The organism is Streptomyces sp. Ag109_O5-1 (genome assembly GCF_003814875.1).
Lineage (GTDB): Bacteria > Actinomycetota > Actinomycetes > Streptomycetales > Streptomycetaceae > Streptomyces > Streptomyces sasae.
Genome location: NZ_RKQF01000001.1, coordinates 4,038,944 through 4,055,521 on the forward strand (window position 1 = coordinate 4,038,944; position 16,578 = coordinate 4,055,521).

Below are 16,578 nucleotides of genomic sequence, written 5' to 3' on the forward strand. Positions count from 1 at the left end.
CCCATCCGCCCACACCCTCGTTGCCGCGGACAGGAGCGGTCATGCCCGCCACGCACCACACGTCAGCACCCACGACACGGCGCAGCACGTCGCCCGGCGCCACACCCCCCGCGGACGAGGCCACCGCCGTCGGCCGCATACCAGTCCTCGATGTCCGCCCTCTGATCCAGCAGGGGCGCCGGCCCGCCAAAGCGGTGACCGGGGAGTCGTTCGAGGTCACCGCCACCGTCTTCCGCGAGGGCCATGACGCCGTCGCCGCCAACGTCGTACTGAAGGACCCGAAGGGCCGCCCTGGCCCCTGGACCCCGATGCGGGAGCTCGCCCCGGGCACCGACCGCTGGGGCGCCACCGTCACCGTCGACGGGAAACCGGGCCGTTGGACCTACCAGGTCGAGGCCTGGGGGGATCCGGTCGCCACCTGGCGCCATCACGCACAGATCAAGATCCCGGCGGGCATCGACACGGATCTGGTCCTGGAGGAGGGCGCACGGCTCTACGAGCGGGCAGCCGCCGCCATACCCAAGCGCGGGAAGCGGGAGGTCCTCCTGGCCGCCGTGGAAGCCCTCCGTGACGAGGACCGGCCCGCCCCCTGGCGCCTCGCCGCCGCCCTCACCCCCGCGGTCGACAAGGTCCTGGCCCGCTACCCGCTGCGGGAACTGGTCACCGCCTCCGAGCCGCTGCCGCTCCTCGTCGAGCGCGAACGGGCCCTGTACGGCTCCTGGTACGAGTTCTTCCCGCGCTCCGAGGGCACGCCCGAGCGGCCGCACGGCACTTTCCGGACAGCCGCCCGGCGGCTGAAGCCGATCGCCGACATGGGCTTCGACGTCGTCTACCTCCCGCCGATCCATCCGATCGGGACCACGTTCCGCAAGGGCCGCAACAACACCCTGACCCCGGGGCCGGACGACGTGGGCGTGCCCTGGGCGATCGGCTCCCCCGAGGGCGGGCACGACGCGGTCCATCCGGACCTGGGCACCGTCGAGGACTTCCAGTGGTTCGTGGAGCAGGCGAAGGGGCACGGCCTCGAAGTCGCCCTGGACTTCGCGTTGCAGTGCTCGCCGGACCATCCGTGGGTGGAGAAGTACCCCGAGTGGTTCCACCACCGGTCCGACGGGACCATCGCCTACGCCGAGAACCCGCCGAAGAAGTACCAGGACATCTACCCGATCGCCTTCGACGCCGACATGGACGGCCTGGTCGCCGAGACCGTCCGCGTGCTGCGGCACTGGATGTCCTGCGGGGTGCGGATCTTCCGCGTCGACAACCCGCACACCAAACCGGTCGTCTTCTGGGAGCGGGTGATCGGGGAGATCAACGCGGCCGACCCGGACGTCATCTTCCTCGCCGAGGCCTTCACCCGCCCCGCGATGATGCGCACCCTCGCCCAGATCGGCTTCCAGCAGTCGTACACGTACTTCACCTGGCGCAACACCAAGCAGGAACTCACCGAGTACCTCACGGAGCTGTCGGGCGAGTCCGCCGCCTGGATGCGGCCGAACTTCTTCGCCAACACCCCCGACATCCTGCACGAGTACCTGCAGCACGGCGGCCGCCCCGCCTTCGAGACCCGCGCCGTGCTCGCCGCCACCCTCTCCCCCACCTGGGGCATCTACAGCGGCTACGAACTCTGCGAGAACACCCCGCTCAGGGAAGGCAGCGAGGAGTACCTCGACTCCGAGAAGTACCAGCTCAAGCCCCGCGACTGGGCACGCGCCGAAACGGACGGCATCGCACCGCTCATCACCCGCCTCAACACCGTCCGCCGCAACAGCCCGGCCCTGCGGCAACTGCGCGATATCCACTTCCACCACGCCGACAAGGAAGAGGTGATCGTCTACAGCAAGCGGAGCGGATCGAACACGGTTCTGGTTGTCGTCAACCTCGACCCCCACCACACCCAGGAGGCGACGGTCTCGTTGGACATGCCGCAACTCGGCCTGAACTGGCATGAGTCGGTGCCGGTGCGCGACGAGCTCACCGGCGAAACCTACAACTGGGGCAGGGCCAACTACGTGCGCCTGGCACCGGGTCACCGGGCCGCGCACATCCTCACCGTCCTGCGACCGTCCCCGCAGATCGGAGGGTCACCCACAATATGATCGTCAACGAACCCGTCCCGGACACCTTCGAGGACACACCCGCGAAGGACCGGGACCCGGACTGGTTCAAACGGGCCGTCTTCTACGAGGTCCTGGTCCGCTCCTTCCAGGACAGCAACGGCGACGGCATCGGCGACCTCAAGGGCCTGACCGCGAAACTCGACTATCTGCAGTGGCTCGGCGTCGACTGCCTCTGGCTGCCGCCTTTCTTCAAGTCCCCACTACGGGACGGCGGTTACGACGTATCCGACTACACCGCCGTCCTCCCCGAGTTCGGCGACCTCGCCGACTTCGTGGAGTTCGTGGACGCCGCCCACCAGCGCGGCATGCGCGTCATCATCGACTTCGTCATGAACCACACCAGCGACCAGCACCCGTGGTTCCAGGAGTCGAGGAAGGACCCCGACGGGCCGTACGGCGACTACTACGTCTGGGCCGACGACGACAAGCAGTACCAGGACGCGCGGATCATCTTCGTCGACACCGAGGTCTCCAACTGGACCTACGACCCGGTCCGCAAGCAGTACTACTGGCACCGCTTCTTCTCCCACCAGCCGGATCTCAACTACGAGAACCCGGCCGTCCAGGAGGAGATCCTCTCCGCGCTCCGCTTCTGGCTGGACCTGGGCATCGACGGCTTCCGGCTGGACGCGGTGCCGTACCTCTACCAGAGCGAGGGCACCAACTGCGAGAACCTGCCCGCCACCCACGACTTCCTGAAGCGGGTGCGGAAGGAGATCGACGCCCAGTACCCCGACGTGGTGCTGCTGGCCGAGGCGAACCAGTGGCCCGAGGACGTCGTCGACTACTTCGGCGACTACCGCAGCGGTGGCGACGAGTGCCATATGGCGTTCCATTTCCCGGTCATGCCGCGGATCTTCATGGCGGTGCGGCGGGAGTCCCGCTATCCCGTGTCGGAGATCCTCGCCAAGACCCCGGCCATCCCGTCCGGCTGCCAGTGGGGCATCTTCCTGCGCAACCACGACGAGCTGACCCTGGAGATGGTCACCGACGAGGAACGCGACTACATGTGGGCCGAGTACGCGAAGGACCCGCGGATGCGCGCCAACATCGGGATCAGGCGACGGCTGGCCACGCTGCTGGACAACGACCGCAACCAGATCGAGCTGTTCACCGCGCTCCTGCTGTCCCTCCCCGGCTCGCCGATCCTCTACTACGGCGACGAGATCGGCATGGGCGACAACATCTGGCTCGGTGACCGGGACGCCGTCCGCACGCCGATGCAGTGGACGCCGGACCGCAACGCGGGATTCTCGTCCTGCGACCCGGGACGCCTCTACCTGCCGACCATCATGGACCCGGTCTACGGCTACCAGGTCACCAACGTCGAGGCGTCCATGTCCTCCCCGTCCTCCCTGCTCCACTGGACCCGGCGGATGATCGAGATCCGCAAGCAGAATCCCGCCTTCGGACTGGGGTCCTACACCGAACTGCAGTCCTCCAACCCGGCGGTGATCGCGTTCCTGCGGGAGTACGAGGACGACCTCGTCCTCTGCGTGCACAACTTCTCCCGCTTCGCCCAGCCCACCGAGCTGGACCTGCGGCGCTTCACCGGCCGGCATCCGGTGGAGCTGTTCGGCGGGGTCCGGTTCCCGGCGGTCGGCGAACTGCCGTATCTGCTGACCCTGGCTGGGCACGGCTTCTACTGGTTCCGGCTGCGCGCGGACGCGGCTCAATAGACGAGAGCCCGGGCGGGTGCGGTTTCCCCCGGCCCGCCCGGGGAACGCATCACCAACACCCCCGACGACCCGGGGAAAGGACGTACCGCCATGGCGGAAACGGTCACTCCCTCAACGCCCGCCCTCCTCGCCTCGCTCGATCCCCTGCTGCGCGACTGGCTGCCCCGGCAGCGCTGGTTCGCGGGCAAGGGCAGCCCGGTCACCGGCTTCTCCCCGGTGGCCGAGACCGAACTCCTCCCGTCGGACGGCAGGCTGGGCCTGCACCATCTGCTGGTCCGCGCCGAGCAGCCACCCGCCCCCGCCGAGGCCGGCGACTGCTACCAGCTGCTCATAGGGGTGCGCGAGACGCTGCCACCCCGGCTGGCGCCCGCACTGATCGGACACGTGACCGACGGCCCGCTGGCCGGACGCACGGTGTACGACGCCCTGTACGACCCCCGGCCCGCCGAGGTGCTCCTGGAGGCGCTGCGCACCCGGGCCCGCATCGGCGGGCTGCGCTTCGAGCGCGCCCCGGGCCAGGAGATACGCGACGGGCTGGTGGCCCGCCTGCTGACCGGCGAGCAGTCCAATTCGTCGGTGGTCTACGGAGATACGTTCATTCTGAAGCTGCTGCGCCGGGTCGTGCCCGGCGTCAACCCCGATCTGGAGATACCGCTCGCGCTGGCCCGCGAGGGCTGCGCCCGGGTGCCCGCACCGACCGCCTGGCTGCGGGCCGAGCTGGACGGGGACGCGTACGTCCTGGCCGTCCTCCAGCCCTTCGTACGCGGTGCGACCGACGGCTGGGAACTGGCCCTGCGCGAACTGGCCAAGGGCGAGGACTTCACGGCCGAGGCGCGGGCGCTGGGGCGGGCCACCGCCGAGGTGCACACGGCACTGGCCCGCGCCCTGCCCACCGCCACCCTCGGGCACAGCCGGCTGGAGGCAGAGGTCGCGGGCATGACCGAGCGGCTGGCGGCGGCCGCACAGGCGGTACCGGCGCTGCGGCCGTACGAGGACGGACTGCGGTCCGCCTACCAGGCGCTGGCCCAGCTCGCCGCCGAGGGCCGCACCTGGACCGCCCAGCGGGTTCACGGCGACCTGCACCTGGGCCAGTGTCTGCGCTCGCCGTCCGGTGACTGGTCGCTGATCGACTTCGAGGGCGAGCCGGCCCGTCCGCTGGCCGAGCGCCGGATGCCACAGCCGCCGGTGCGGGACATCGCCGGCATGCTGCGCTCCTTCGACTACGCGGCCCACTCGGTGACCCCGCCCGCCCCCGGCTGGGCGAGCCGGTGCCGGGCCGCCTACTGCTCCGGATACGCCGAGATCACCGGCGCCGACCCGCGCACCGATCCCGTCCTGCTGCGGGCCTACGAGACCGACAAGGCCGTCTACGAGGTCGTCTACGAGGCCCGGCACCGCCCCGACTGGCTCCCCGTACCCCTGTCGGCCGTACACCGCCTCGCCACCACCGACCTGATCTGACCCCGGGAGACACGTCCGTGACCTCGAAGAAGCCCGAGTCCACAGCCGCCGGCGACCGCGAGCGGCTGCTGCACGGCACCCATCACGACCCGCACTCCGTCCTGGGCGCGCATCCGGTCCCGGGCGGGATCGCCGTCCGCGCGTTCCGCCCGTACGCCCGCGCGGTGACGGTCGTCGCCGGCAAGGACCTGCGGGCCGAACTGCACGACGACGGCGACGGCTTCTTCTCCGCCCTGCTCCCCCTCTCCGAGGTGCCGGTCTACCGGCTGCTGGTGGCGTACGACGGGACGGTCCAGGAGGCCGAGGACCCGTACCGTTTCCTGCCCACCCTGGGCGATCTGGACCTGCACCTGATCGGCGAGGGGCGGCACGAGCGGCTGTGGGAGGTGCTCGGCGCGCACCCGACGGCCCACCAGGGCGTGGCCGGCACCCGTTTCTCGGTGTGGGCGCCGAACGCGCGGGGCGTACGGCTGGCCGGCGGCTTCAACTTCTGGGACGGCACCGGGTATCCGATGCGCTCGCTGGGCTCCTCCGGGGTCTGGGAGCTGTTCGTGCCGGGAATCGGCGAGGGCGAGCTGTACAAGTTCGACATCACCCGCCCCGACGGCTCCCGCACCCTGCGCGCGGACCCACTGGCCCGCCGGACCCAGGCCCCGCCGGAGACGTCGTCGATCGTGCACGCGTCCCGCCACGAGTGGGCCGACGAGGAGTGGATGGCGCACCGGGCCGACATCCCCGTCCACGAGGCGCCGTTCTCGGTCTACGAGGTGCATCTGCCGTCCTGGCGCCCCGGCCTGACCTACCGCGAACTGGCCGAGCAACTGCCTTCGTACGTGTCCGATCTGGGCTTCACGCATGTCGAGCTGATGCCGATCGCCGAGCATCCCTTCGGCGGCTCCTGGGGCTACCAGGTCACCGGCTTCTACGCGCCGACGGCCCGCCTCGGCACCCCCGACGACTTCAAGTACCTGGTCGACGCCCTGCACCGGGCCGGGATCGGTGTGCTGATGGACTGGGTGCCGGCGCACTTTCCGCGCGACGACTGGGCGCTGGCCGAGTTCGACGGGCGTCCGCTGTACGAGCACGAGGACCCGCAGCGGGCCGCGCACCCGGACTGGGGCACCCTGGAGTTCGACTTCGGCCGCCGCGAGGTCCGCAACTTCCTCGTCGCCAACGCCGTGTACTGGTGCGAGGAGTTCCACATCGACGGACTGCGGGTGGACGCGGTCGCCTCGATGCTCTACCTGGACTACTCGCGCGAACCGGGCCAGTGGACGCCGAACGAGCACGGCGGCCGGGAGAACCTGGACGCGGTGGCGTTCCTCCAGGAGATGAACGCGACGGTCTACCGCCGGGTCCCGGGCGTGGTGACCATCGCCGAGGAGTCGACGGCCTGGGAGGGCGTCACCCGCCCCACCGACAGCGGCGGCCTCGGCTTCGGCCTGAAATGGAACATGGGCTGGATGCACGACTCCCTCGCATACATGGCCCATGAGCCGGTCCACCGCCGCTACCACCACCATGAGATGACCTTCTCGATGGTGTACGCGTACAGCGAGAACTACGTGCTGCCCATCTCCCACGACGAGGTCGTCCACGGCAAGCGCTCGCTCGTCTCGAAGATGCCGGGCGACTGGTGGCAGCAGCGCGCCAACCTCCGCGGCTACCTGGGCTTCATGTGGGCCCATCCCGGCAAGCAACTCCTCTTCATGGGCCAGGAGTTCGCACAGGGCGCGGAGTGGTCGGAGGTGCACGGCCCGGACTGGTGGCTCCTCGACCCGGAGTACGGCGCCGAGGCCGACCACCGGGGCGTACGCGACCTGGTGCGCGACCTCAACACCACCTACCGCGCCACCCCGGCTCTGTGGCAGCGGGACACCGATCCGAGCGGCTTCCAGTGGGTGGCCGGCGACGCGGCCGAGGACAATGTCTTCGCCTTCCTGAGGCTCGACGCCGACGACTCCCCGCTCCTCGTGGTCGCCAACCTCTCCCCCGCGGTCCGCCAGGACTACCGCCTGGGCGTCCCGGAGGAGATCCCCGCCTGGCACGAGAGCCTCAACACGGACGCGGCCGGGTACGGCGGCAGCGGTGTCACCAACCCCGACCCGGTGAAACCGGAACACCACCCGTCCCACGGCCGCCCCACCAGCATCCGCCTGACCCTGCCCCCACTGGCCACGGTGTGGCTGCGGCCTGCCTAGCTCGTACAGTGATCGGGTCAACAGTCGTGCGACACGGGGAGATTGAGGCACGTGAGACCTGGCAGACCATGGGCCGCCCTGCTGTGTGCCGTCGCCGTCCTGTTACTGGGCGGCTGCGGCACAGTGGTGGCGGGACAGGGCGGAGGAGCCACACCCACGGAGACCGGACCGGTACCGTGGACCGACGTGGCGCCCTCGGCGGTCACCGGCGCCCGGCTCGCCGCCGACCACCGCACGCTGAGCCTCGACGCCAAGGTGCCCATCGGCCCACGCCCGTGTTATCGGGACCTCAAGGCGGTGGACACCGATGCCAAGTACGGTGCCGTGCCGGGCGCCGTGCATGTGCAGATCACCTACAGCACCGCCTATGGTGACCCGAGTTCCGGGTGCACCAAGGAGAAGACGGCCACCACACGGGTACGGCTGCCCGAGCCGCTGGGCGGGCGGAAGCTGGTGATCGACAACTCCACGGTCTTCACCGCCGAGGGCGCGAAGCCGCCCGCGCTGCGGCTGTGCGGGGAGCTCGGCTGCAACCCGCCGGCCACCGGCTGCACCACCGCCTCCTACGACCAGGCGATGATCGCCGTCGGCGCGCCCATGCACTCCTACCCCGACGCCGAGCACTGCGACGGCAAGTGGCTGGTGCTGGACTTCTCCTGGCGCACCGGACCGGCGTGCGGCGACGACACCAAGGACTCCGCCTGCACGTCCCGCCTCGGCGACCGCTTCTTCCTGCGCGCCGAGCGCTCCGGCTGGCAGCCGTTCTTCGAGAGCGCAACCGGGGGCTGCACGGCGGTGCAGCACAGGCAACCGGACTTCCCGACCGCGCTGTGCGCGTCGCTGGCGCCCCTGTCCGCCGCGCTGCACCCCAGCTATCCGCCGCCGTCGCCCAGCGGGAGTCCCGCTACGGCCCGGTGACACGGGTGGCCAGCGCCTTTGGCAGCTCGTCCGTGTACAGCACGCCGAGCCGCTGGGTGGCCCGGGTCAGCGCCACGTACAGATCGCTGGTGCCGTACCGCCCCGGTTCCACCACCAGGACCGAGTCGAACTCCAGCCCCTTGGCCTGGCGCGGGTCGAGCAGGACGACCGTGTGCGTCAGGTCGGGCTCGGCGCCGGCCGTGATGCCGTCCAGGCGGGTGGCCAGGGCGCGGTGCAGATCGCGCGGGGCGATCACCGCGAGGCGGCCCTCGGTGGGGGTGAGTTCGGCCACCGCCTTCTCGACGGCGCCGGGGAGGTCGTCGTGGGCGTGCCGGATCCATGGCGGTACGCCCGTCGAGCGGACCGAGCTCGGCGGCTCGAAGTCCGGGTTCTCGGCGCGGACCACGGCCGCGGCGAGGTCCATGATCTCGGACGGGGTGCGGTAGTTGACGCCGAGGCGGGTGTGGTCCCAGCGGTCCTCGACGTACGGTTCGAGGATCTCCGACCAGGAACCCACGCCCGCCGCCTCCGCCGTCTGGGCCGGGTCGCCGACCAGGGTCATCGAGCGGGTCGGGCTGCGGCGCATCAGCAACCGCCAGGCCATCGGGGAGAGTTCCTGCGCCTCGTCGACGATGATGTGCCCGAACGCCCAGGTGCGGTCGGCCGCCGCCCGCTCGGCCGCGCTGCGGTGGTCGTCCTCCTCCTGGCGCTCGGCGAACCGCTCGGCGTCGATGATGTCGTGCGCGGAGAGGACCTCGGAGTCCTCGTCCTCCTTGTCGTCGAACTCGTAGGTACGGGAGGCGTAGGAGACGTCCAGCACGCCCTGGGCGTACGCGATCTGCGTCTCGCGCTCGCGTTCCGCCCGGGCCCGGGCGACGCGCTCGTCGACGCCCAGCAGCTCGGCCGCCTCGTCGAGGAGCGGGACGTCCGAGACCGTCCAGGCCCGCGTCACCGGGCGGCGGATCGCGGCCGCGTCCTCGGCGTCGACGTATCCCTCGGGTGCGGCGAGGAAGTCGGCGACCAGGCGCTGCGGGGTGAGCAGCGGCCACAGCTGGTCGACGGCGGTCCAGACCTCGGGATTCTCGGCGAGTTCGTCGCGGATCTGGGTGATGTCGGAGGCGTCGAGAAGGCTGCTGCCGTCGAAGGGGTCGGTGCCGACCCGCTCGGCGTACAGCTCGGTGAGCGTGTTGAGGATATGGCCCTCGAAGTACTCGCGGGCCGCGTTGTGCGGGAGCCGCGCGGCGCGGGTGCGTTCCCGGGCCATGTTCACCAGGCCGTCGTCGAGCATCAGCACCTCGCGGTCGTGCTCGATGGCAAGGACGGGGTCGGGCAGCGTCTGCCGGTCCCGTACGACGGCGGCGAGGACGTCGGCCATGTCCGCGCGGCCCTTCACGGCGGCCGCCTCGGGGGTGTCGGCGGCCCTCGCCTTCACCCCGGGGAACAGCTCGCCGACGGTCGCCAGCAGCACGCCCGTCTCGCCGAGCGAAGGCAGCACCTCGCCGATGTAGCCGAGGAAGGCGGGGTTGGGACCGACGATCAGGACCGCCCGCTTCGCGAGCAACTCCCGGTATTCGTAGAGGAGATAGGCGGCCCGGTGCAGCGCGACCGCGGTCTTGCCCGTCCCCGGTCCGCCCTCGACCACCAGAACCCCCCGGTGGGGTGCGCGGATGATCTCGTCCTGCTCGGCCTGGATGGTCTGCACGATGTCGTTCATCCGGCCGGTGCGGGCCGAGTTGAGCGCGGCGAGCAGCACCGCGTCACCGGTGGGGTCCTCGTGCCCGGTGCGCTCCTGGTCGCCGAGGTCGAGGATCTCGTCGTGCAGGGAGCTGACCCGGCGGCCGTCGGTGGCGATGTGCCGGCGGCGGCGCAGGCCCATCGGGGTGTGGCCGGTGGCCAGGTAGAAGGGGCGGGCGACCTCGGCGCGCCAGTCGACGAGGACCGGGGTGCGCTCGGCGTCGTCCAGGCGCAGCCCGATCCGGCCGATGTGGTGCCTGGTCCCCGAGGTCAGGTCGATGCGCCCGAAGCAGAGCGAGCCGTCCACGGCGTTCAGTGCGGCGAGCAGCCCGGAGCGCTCGGCGACCAGGATGTCCCGCTCCAGGCGGGCCTGCATCGGCTTGTCGCCGAGGGCGAGGGCGTCCGCGACCGAGCCCTCGGTGTCGCCGCGCAGCGCGTCCACCCGTGCGTACAGTCCGTCGATGAATTCCTGCTCGTGACGCAATTCATCGTCTGGAAATTCGGTGTTTGACAATTCCGCTCCCGCCCGGATATACTGTGCCCACTGAACTTCTTCGCGACTCGTCCGACTTTGCCATCGACTTGAAGTCGCGAACTCTTGAATATACGCAAAGAAATCCCCCGAGCGCAATTGCCCGGGGGATTCTTCATATAAGCGACCGGTTCAGCTCAGCACGTCGGACAGCTCCTCCAGCAGCCGCCGCTTGGGCCTGGCACCCACCATCGACCTCACCGGCTCACCGCCCTGGAAGACCAGCAGGGTCGGCGTCGACAGCACGCCGTACGCCACGGTCGTCTCCGGGTTGCGGTCCACGTCCAGCTGGACGATCTTCAGCCGGTCGCCCTCCTCGAAGGCGATGTCCTTCAGCACCGGCGCCAGCTGCCGGCACGGCCCGCACCAGTCGGCCGTGAACTGCACCAGCACCGGCAGCTCGGCGCCGATCACCTCCGCCGCGAAAGTCTCGTCCGTCACCTCGGTCAGCGCGTCCACCATGGTCATCGCTCGTGCCCTCCCAGTTCGCACGTCGGTTCCGGACCCCCCGGAACCAGCGCCTCGGCGGCCAGCTCGTCCCGCGCCCGCTCGGCCCGCTCCAGCTGGGCCCCGACCGTCTCCCGCACGGCCTGCAGCTCGCCGATCAGCGAGTCCAGCTCCGCCAGCTTGCGCCGGTAGACCGCGAGCGAGGCCGGGCAGGTGTCGCCCTCCGGATGCCCGGCCCGCAGACACTCCACGAACGGCCGGGTCTCCTCCAGCTCGAACCCGAAGTCCTGCAGCGTCCGGATCTGTGTGAGCAGCTTCAGATCGCTCTCGTCGTACGTCCGGTAACCGTTCCCGGAGCGCCGCGCGGGCAGCAGCCCGCGCGCCTCGTAGTACCGCAGGGTGCGCGTGGTGGTCCCGGCCCGTGCGGCCAGCTCGCCGATTCGCATGGATACGACCGTAGGCGTTGACGTCGGCGTCAACGCTAGGCCGACCGGACCCCGGCCGACTCCTCGACCTCCATCAGGGAGGCGCTGTGCCGCTCCTCGTCGAAGGCCCTGCGCCCGCCGCGCAGCCCGAACAGCCGCTTGGCGAGGGCGATATAGAGGACGGCGAGGATGTTCAGCACAAGAGTCGCGATCTTGAGATAGCTGACTTTCTCGGTGAGTTCGTAGATCTCCAGCGGCAGGAAGGCGGCGGTGGCCACCACCGTCAGATATTCCGCCCAGCGCTTGGCGTACCAGAGACCGACCGCCTCGACGAGTTCGATCAGCGCGTACGCCAGCAGCAGTCCGGCCACCAGCAGCAGTGTGGAGTGCTTGTAGCCGAAGGCCTTCTGGATGGAACCGACGACCGGTGAATGGTCGAGGTCGTAGTGGAAGTGCTTGAAGACCGGCCGGAAGACATCCAGGTTCTCGTTGAAGAGCCTGCGCACCGCGTCCTGGCTGTTGCTGAACCTCCACACCGCGACCGCGACCAGCACGATGAACACCCCGCGCACGGCGCGCTCGATCGCCAGGAAGCGCAGGATGAACAGGTCCCGCAGCACCTTCCCGCGCGGCACCAGCGGGGCGTCCGCGGCCGGCCCGGAGCCGTGCGGCTCGCCGAGCACGAAGTCACCGCAGCGCAGACAGCGCCAGGCCTCCCCGACCGCGGTCTGGGCGTGCAGCCGCACCCGCAGCCGCGGGTCGTCCGGGGCATAGGTCACATGCCCCTTGCGCGCGCAGTGCCGACGATCCCAGTCGATCTTCATCCCCCGTGCCTTCCATGCAGACATGCCGACGTGCCGTTCCGGTTGAACAGAAACGGCACGTTAGTGGATGTGGGTGACAAGCGGGGGTGAGGGGTCACTGCACCGCGGCGTCCACCGGCTCCCGCTCCTCGGCCTCGGCCTCCGCTGCTGCCTCCGCCTCCGCCTTCTCACGGCCCGGCAGCAACACCGCGACCAGCACGGTCCCCACGCCCAGGATCACCGCGCCGACCAGGCTGGTGTGCGCCACGGCATGGGCGAAGGAGGAGCCGACGGCGTCGGCCATCTGCCGTGCGCCCTGCGCCAGTTGCTGGGCCTGCACCTTCAACTGGGCAGCCTGCTGTGGGTCGGTGGCCTGCGCCGCCTGGGCCGCGACCTGCTTCGCCTTCTCGCCGATGCCCTGGGCGACCGCGTAACCGGCGCCGACCGAGTCCTGGGCGGTGGCGAGCGTGCCCGCGGGCAGCTTGCTGCCGCCGGTGGCGTCGGCGAGGTGGTCGCCGTACGACGTCGACAGGAGCGAACCGAGGATGGCGATGCCGAGGGAGCCGCCGAGCTCCAGCGAGGTGTCGTTCACGGCGCCGCCGACGCCCAGTTCGGACTCCGGGAAGGCGCCCATGATCGCGTCGGTGCAGGGCGAGAGCGCCAGCCCGATGGCGAGGCCCAGGACGATCAGCGGGGCGACGAAGTCGCCGTAGGCCGAGGATCCGTCCACACGGGTCAGCAGCGCGAGCGCGGTCGTGCCGCCGACCATGCCCGCCGTGACCGTCCACTTCATGCCGACGCGCGGGGTGAGCCAGCCGGTGAGGGCCGAGCCCACGAAGACCGCGCCGGCCAACGGCAGCATCCGCACACCGGTGCCCAGGGCGTCGTAGCCGAGGACGAACTGGAGGTGCTGGGTGAGGTAGTAGAAGGCACCGAAGACGGCGAGGAAGAAGAGGGCGACGGCGAGGTTGGAACCGGCGAAGCGGCGGTGGGCGAAGCGGCGGACGTCCAGGACCGGGCGCGGGTGGCGCAGCTCCCACAGGACGAAGGCGACGAGACCGACGCCCGCGACGACCGCCGCCGTGACGGCCCTGACGCCCCAGCCGAAGTGCGGCCCCTCGATGATCATGTAGACCAGCGAGCCGATCCAGAGCACGGAGAGCAGCCCGCCGACGTAGTCGATCCGGTCGTGGTGACCGGCCTTGGACGGCGGTACGAGGACGAGCGCGCCGACGATGGCGACGGCCGCGATCGGCACGTTGATGAGGAAGGTCGAGGACCAGCCGTGGTCGCGCAGCAGGGCGCCGGCGACCACCGGTCCGGCGGCGATGGCGAGCCCGGCGGTGGCGGTCCAGAGCGTGATCGCCTTGGCCCGCTCGGCACGCGGGAAGGTCGCGGCCAGCAGGGAGAGGGTGGCGGGCATGATCAGGGCGGCACCGGTGCCCATCACGGCACGGGCCGCGATCACGGTCGTGGCGCTGTCGGCGAGGTACCCGAAGACGGCCCCACCGCCGAACACGACCAGGCCCAGGATGAGCGCTCCCCGGCGGCTGTACTTGTCGCCGATCGCGCCGAGCAGCAGCATCAGGGCCGCGTACGGGACGGTGTAGCCGTCGATGACCCACTGCAGGTCGGAACTGCTGAGCCCCAGGTCGGTGGTCATGTCGGGCGCGGCGACCGTGAGGGCGGTGTTGGCCATCACGATGATCAGCAGGCTCAGACAGAGGACGAGCAGCGCCCACCAGCGGCGCGGGTACGGCCGCTGCGTCCTCTCGACCGGTTCGTTGACGACGAGTCGCATGGCAGGGATCGCCTTCCTCACGCACGACAGAACTTGCACAGTGGCGTGCAATTGCACAACCATGTGCAATGTAAGCCAACTGCACAGGAGTGTGCAAATGAAGGAGGTGAAGCACTTGCGGAGGGAACGTGAGCGCGCTCGCCGGGCAGGCACAATGGCAGCCATGACCACGGGTAACACCGGCGCAGGCTCCCGCGCCGACGCGAACCGGCGCCGCATCCTCGACGTCGCCCTCGCCGAGCTGCTGCGCGACCCCGACGCCTCGATGGACCAGATCGCGCGTGCGGCAGGAGTCGTACGGCGGACCGTGTACGGCCACTTCCCCAGCCGCGAGGCGCTGATCGGCACGCTCGTCGACGAGGCGGTGGAAGCGCTGGCGGCCGCGGACGCGGGGGCTCGCAGGGAGACGGCGGGCCCGGCGGAGGCGGTGGCCCGGTCGGTGCTCGCGGTCTGGGAGATCGCCGACCGCTACCGGCTGCTGGTGGGCCTCGCCCAGCGCACGGTCACCGTGCAGGGCATCCGCGACCGGCTGGCGCCACTGCGCGAGAACAAGACGGCGGCCCTGCGACGCGGCCTCGACGAGGGCGTGTTCAGCTCACCGCTGCCGGCGCCGGCACTGGCGTATGTGCACGAACAGCTGCTGTTCGCGGTGATGGAGGCGGTGAACGACGGCCTGCTGGACGCGAAGGAGGCGGGCCGCTCCGCCGCGGTCAGCGCACTGACGGCGGCGGGCGTGCCCGCCTCCAAGGCCACCGAGCTGGTGGCCGAGTTGAGCGAGTAGCGGTTTTCTGCCGGCGGACATGCATCCGGGCGGCTGAGCAACGGGGGGAGTTCTCAGCCGCCCGGAGAGCGGTGACCGGACGGCCGGCCCGGGTTCAGGCCGGGCCGGACGTCCGGTGTCTTTCGGGAGGCGGCGGCTAGGCCTTGGCCAACTCCTCGCGCTGCTCGGGCAGTTCGGGCTTCACGTCCGCGCCCTCGTCCAGCAGTGTCGTCTCGTCGAACGGCAGCTCACCGGCGAGCACCTGCTGCATCCGGGCCTTGTCGATGTCCTTGGTCCAGGTGCCGATCAGGACGGTGGCGACGGAGTTGCCCGCGAAGTTCGTCAGGGCGCGGGCCTCGCTCATGAAGCGGTCGATACCGACGATCAGGCCGACACCGTCGACCAGCGCGGGCTTGTGCGACTGCAGACCACCGGCCAGCGTGGCCAGACCGGCGCCGCTGACGCCCGCCGCACCCTTGGAGGCCAGCAGCAGGAAGAGCAGCAGCGGGATCTGCTCACCGACCGACATCGGCGTACCGAGGGCGTCGGCGATGTAGAGGGACGCCATGGTCATGTAGATCATGGTGCCGTCGAGGTTGAAGGAGTAGCCGGTCGGGACGGTGATACCGACCACGGCCTTGCTGACACCCAGGTGCTCCATCTTCGCGATGAGCCGCGGCAGCGCGGACTCGGAGGAGGAGGTGGACAGGATCAGCAGGAACTCACGGGCGAGGTACTTGAACAGCGTGAAGATGTTCAGTCCGGCGACGATCCGCAGTATCGCGCCGAGCACCACGAAGACGAAGAGCACACAGGTCACGTAGAAGCCGAGCATCAGCACGGCGAGGCTCTTGAGCGCGTCGATCCCGGCGGACCCGACGACGGCCGCGATGGCGCCGAACGCACCGATCGGCGCGGCCCACATGATCATGCCCAGAATGCGGAAGACGAGCCGCTGGATGTGCTCGACACCGCGCAGCACCGGCTGCCCGACCGACCCCATGGCCTGCAGCGCGAACCCGGCGAGCAGCGCGATGAGCAGCGTCTGCAGCACCTGCCCCTCCGTGAAGGCGGAGACGAAGGTGGTCGGAATGATCGACAGCACGAAGTCGACCGGGCCGAGCGCCTCGGAGTCCACCTGGCTGTGCCCGGAGGCCTTGATGGCGTTGGTGAGGTGCAGCCCGTCACCGGGGTGCAGGATGTTGCCGACGACGAGCCCGATGCTCAGCGCGACCAGCGACATCACCAGGAAGTAGCCGAGCGCGATACCGCCGACGGCACCGACCTTGGCGGCCTTCCGTACGGAGCCGATACCGAGCACGATCGTGCAGAAGATGATCGGCGAGATCATCATCTTGATGAGGTTGACGAAGCCGGTGCCGAGGGGCTTGAGCTGGACACCGGCGTCGGGCCAGACGAGGCCCACGACGATACCCAGCGCCACCGCGGCGATCACCGCGATGTAGAGGTAATGGGTGCGGTCTCTCTTAACGGCGGGTGCGGCTGGTGCCGTAGGCGTCGTCGTCACGGCTCGCCTCCTTGACGTCTTCGTCGGTACGACCGGCGTGCGGCTCACGTCCGGGGGATGGGGCTGGGGATGCGGCTTTCGAGGGGCGGGAAGCGATGGCCGGAACCGAGTGTCCGACTTCCGTTCATTCCTCGTTGCGGTGACTATCTCCTGCTCTGTGAGGCCGGTC

The 16,578-nt window shown here is 70.2% G+C and carries 12 protein-coding genes; 6 read left to right on the forward strand and 6 right to left on the reverse strand.

Features of this window, described 5'->3' with window-relative positions; all coding sequences use genetic code 11:
* Positions 1 to 41: 41 nt before the first annotated feature.
* The 5 genes from EDD90_RS18235 (at position 42) to EDD90_RS18255 (ending at position 8,379) form a co-directional block, all read left to right on the forward strand.
* A complete protein-coding gene (locus EDD90_RS18235; RefSeq protein ID WP_123974039.1) occupies positions 42 to 2,099 on the forward strand; it encodes an alpha-1,4-glucan--maltose-1-phosphate maltosyltransferase in 2,058 nt (685 codons plus the stop codon).
* Complete coding sequence (gene treS / locus EDD90_RS18240) at positions 2,096 to 3,799, forward strand: maltose alpha-D-glucosyltransferase (protein WP_123974040.1); 1,704 nt, start codon at positions 2,096 to 2,098, stop codon at positions 3,797 to 3,799. Before EDD90_RS18235 ends, treS begins: the two co-directional genes overlap by 4 nt.
* A 90-nt stretch (positions 3,800 to 3,889) precedes the next feature.
* Positions 3,890 to 5,260 (forward strand): maltokinase N-terminal cap-like domain-containing protein, encoded by a 1,371-nt coding sequence (locus EDD90_RS18245; protein ID WP_123974041.1) that lies wholly within the window; start codon positions 3,890 to 3,892, stop codon positions 5,258 to 5,260.
* Positions 5,257 to 7,461 carry a 1,4-alpha-glucan branching enzyme gene (glgB, locus tag EDD90_RS18250; protein ID WP_123981346.1) on the forward strand — a complete coding sequence of 735 codons (2,205 nt, stop codon included), beginning with the start codon at positions 5,257 to 5,259 and terminating at the stop codon, positions 7,459 to 7,461. The genes EDD90_RS18245 and glgB overlap by 4 nt, the downstream gene beginning before the upstream one ends.
* Before the next feature lie 51 nt (positions 7,462 to 7,512).
* The gene (locus tag EDD90_RS18255; protein WP_185149138.1) at positions 7,513 to 8,379 is read left to right on the forward strand and encodes a hypothetical protein; all 867 of its coding nucleotides are present in this window, start codon (positions 7,513 to 7,515) and stop codon (positions 8,377 to 8,379) included.
* Here the strand turns inward: EDD90_RS18255 and EDD90_RS18260 are convergent.
* The 5 genes from EDD90_RS18260 to EDD90_RS18280 form a co-directional block, all read right to left on the reverse strand.
* Positions 8,366 to 10,597 carry an AAA family ATPase gene (locus EDD90_RS18260; RefSeq protein WP_260327920.1) on the reverse strand — a complete coding sequence of 744 codons (2,232 nt, stop codon included), beginning with the start codon at positions 10,595 to 10,597 and terminating at the stop codon, positions 8,366 to 8,368. The genes EDD90_RS18255 and EDD90_RS18260 overlap by 14 nt on opposite strands.
* Positions 10,598 to 10,777: 180 nt before the next feature.
* Entirely contained in the window at positions 10,778 to 11,113 is a 336-nt protein-coding gene (locus EDD90_RS18265; protein ID WP_123974042.1) for a co-chaperone YbbN, read from the reverse strand.
* The gene (locus EDD90_RS18270) at positions 11,110 to 11,538 is read right to left on the reverse strand and encodes a MerR family transcriptional regulator (RefSeq protein WP_123974043.1); all 429 of its coding nucleotides are present in this window, start codon (positions 11,536 to 11,538) and stop codon (positions 11,110 to 11,112) included. The genes EDD90_RS18265 and EDD90_RS18270 overlap by 4 nt, the downstream gene beginning before the upstream one ends.
* Before the next feature lie 35 nt (positions 11,539 to 11,573).
* A complete protein-coding gene (locus EDD90_RS18275) occupies positions 11,574 to 12,341 on the reverse strand; it encodes a DUF2127 domain-containing protein (protein WP_123974044.1) in 768 nt (255 codons plus the stop codon).
* A gap of 94 nt (positions 12,342 to 12,435) precedes the next feature.
* Positions 12,436 to 14,121, reverse strand: a complete 1,686-nt coding sequence (locus EDD90_RS18280) for an MFS transporter (protein ID WP_123974045.1) — start codon at positions 14,119 to 14,121, stop codon at positions 12,436 to 12,438.
* Positions 14,122 to 14,275: 154 nt separating this feature from the next.
* Between EDD90_RS18280 and EDD90_RS18285 the strand changes: the two genes are divergently transcribed.
* Positions 14,276 to 14,902, forward strand: a complete 627-nt coding sequence (locus EDD90_RS18285; protein ID WP_123974046.1) for a TetR/AcrR family transcriptional regulator — start codon at positions 14,276 to 14,278, stop codon at positions 14,900 to 14,902.
* Positions 14,903 to 15,038: 136 nt separating this feature from the next.
* On the opposite strand, the gene EDD90_RS18290 is transcribed toward EDD90_RS18285, so the two are convergent.
* Complete coding sequence (locus EDD90_RS18290) at positions 15,039 to 16,409, reverse strand: cation:dicarboxylate symporter family transporter (protein ID WP_123974047.1); 1,371 nt, start codon at positions 16,407 to 16,409, stop codon at positions 15,039 to 15,041.
* Positions 16,410 to 16,578: the final 169 nt, after the last annotated feature.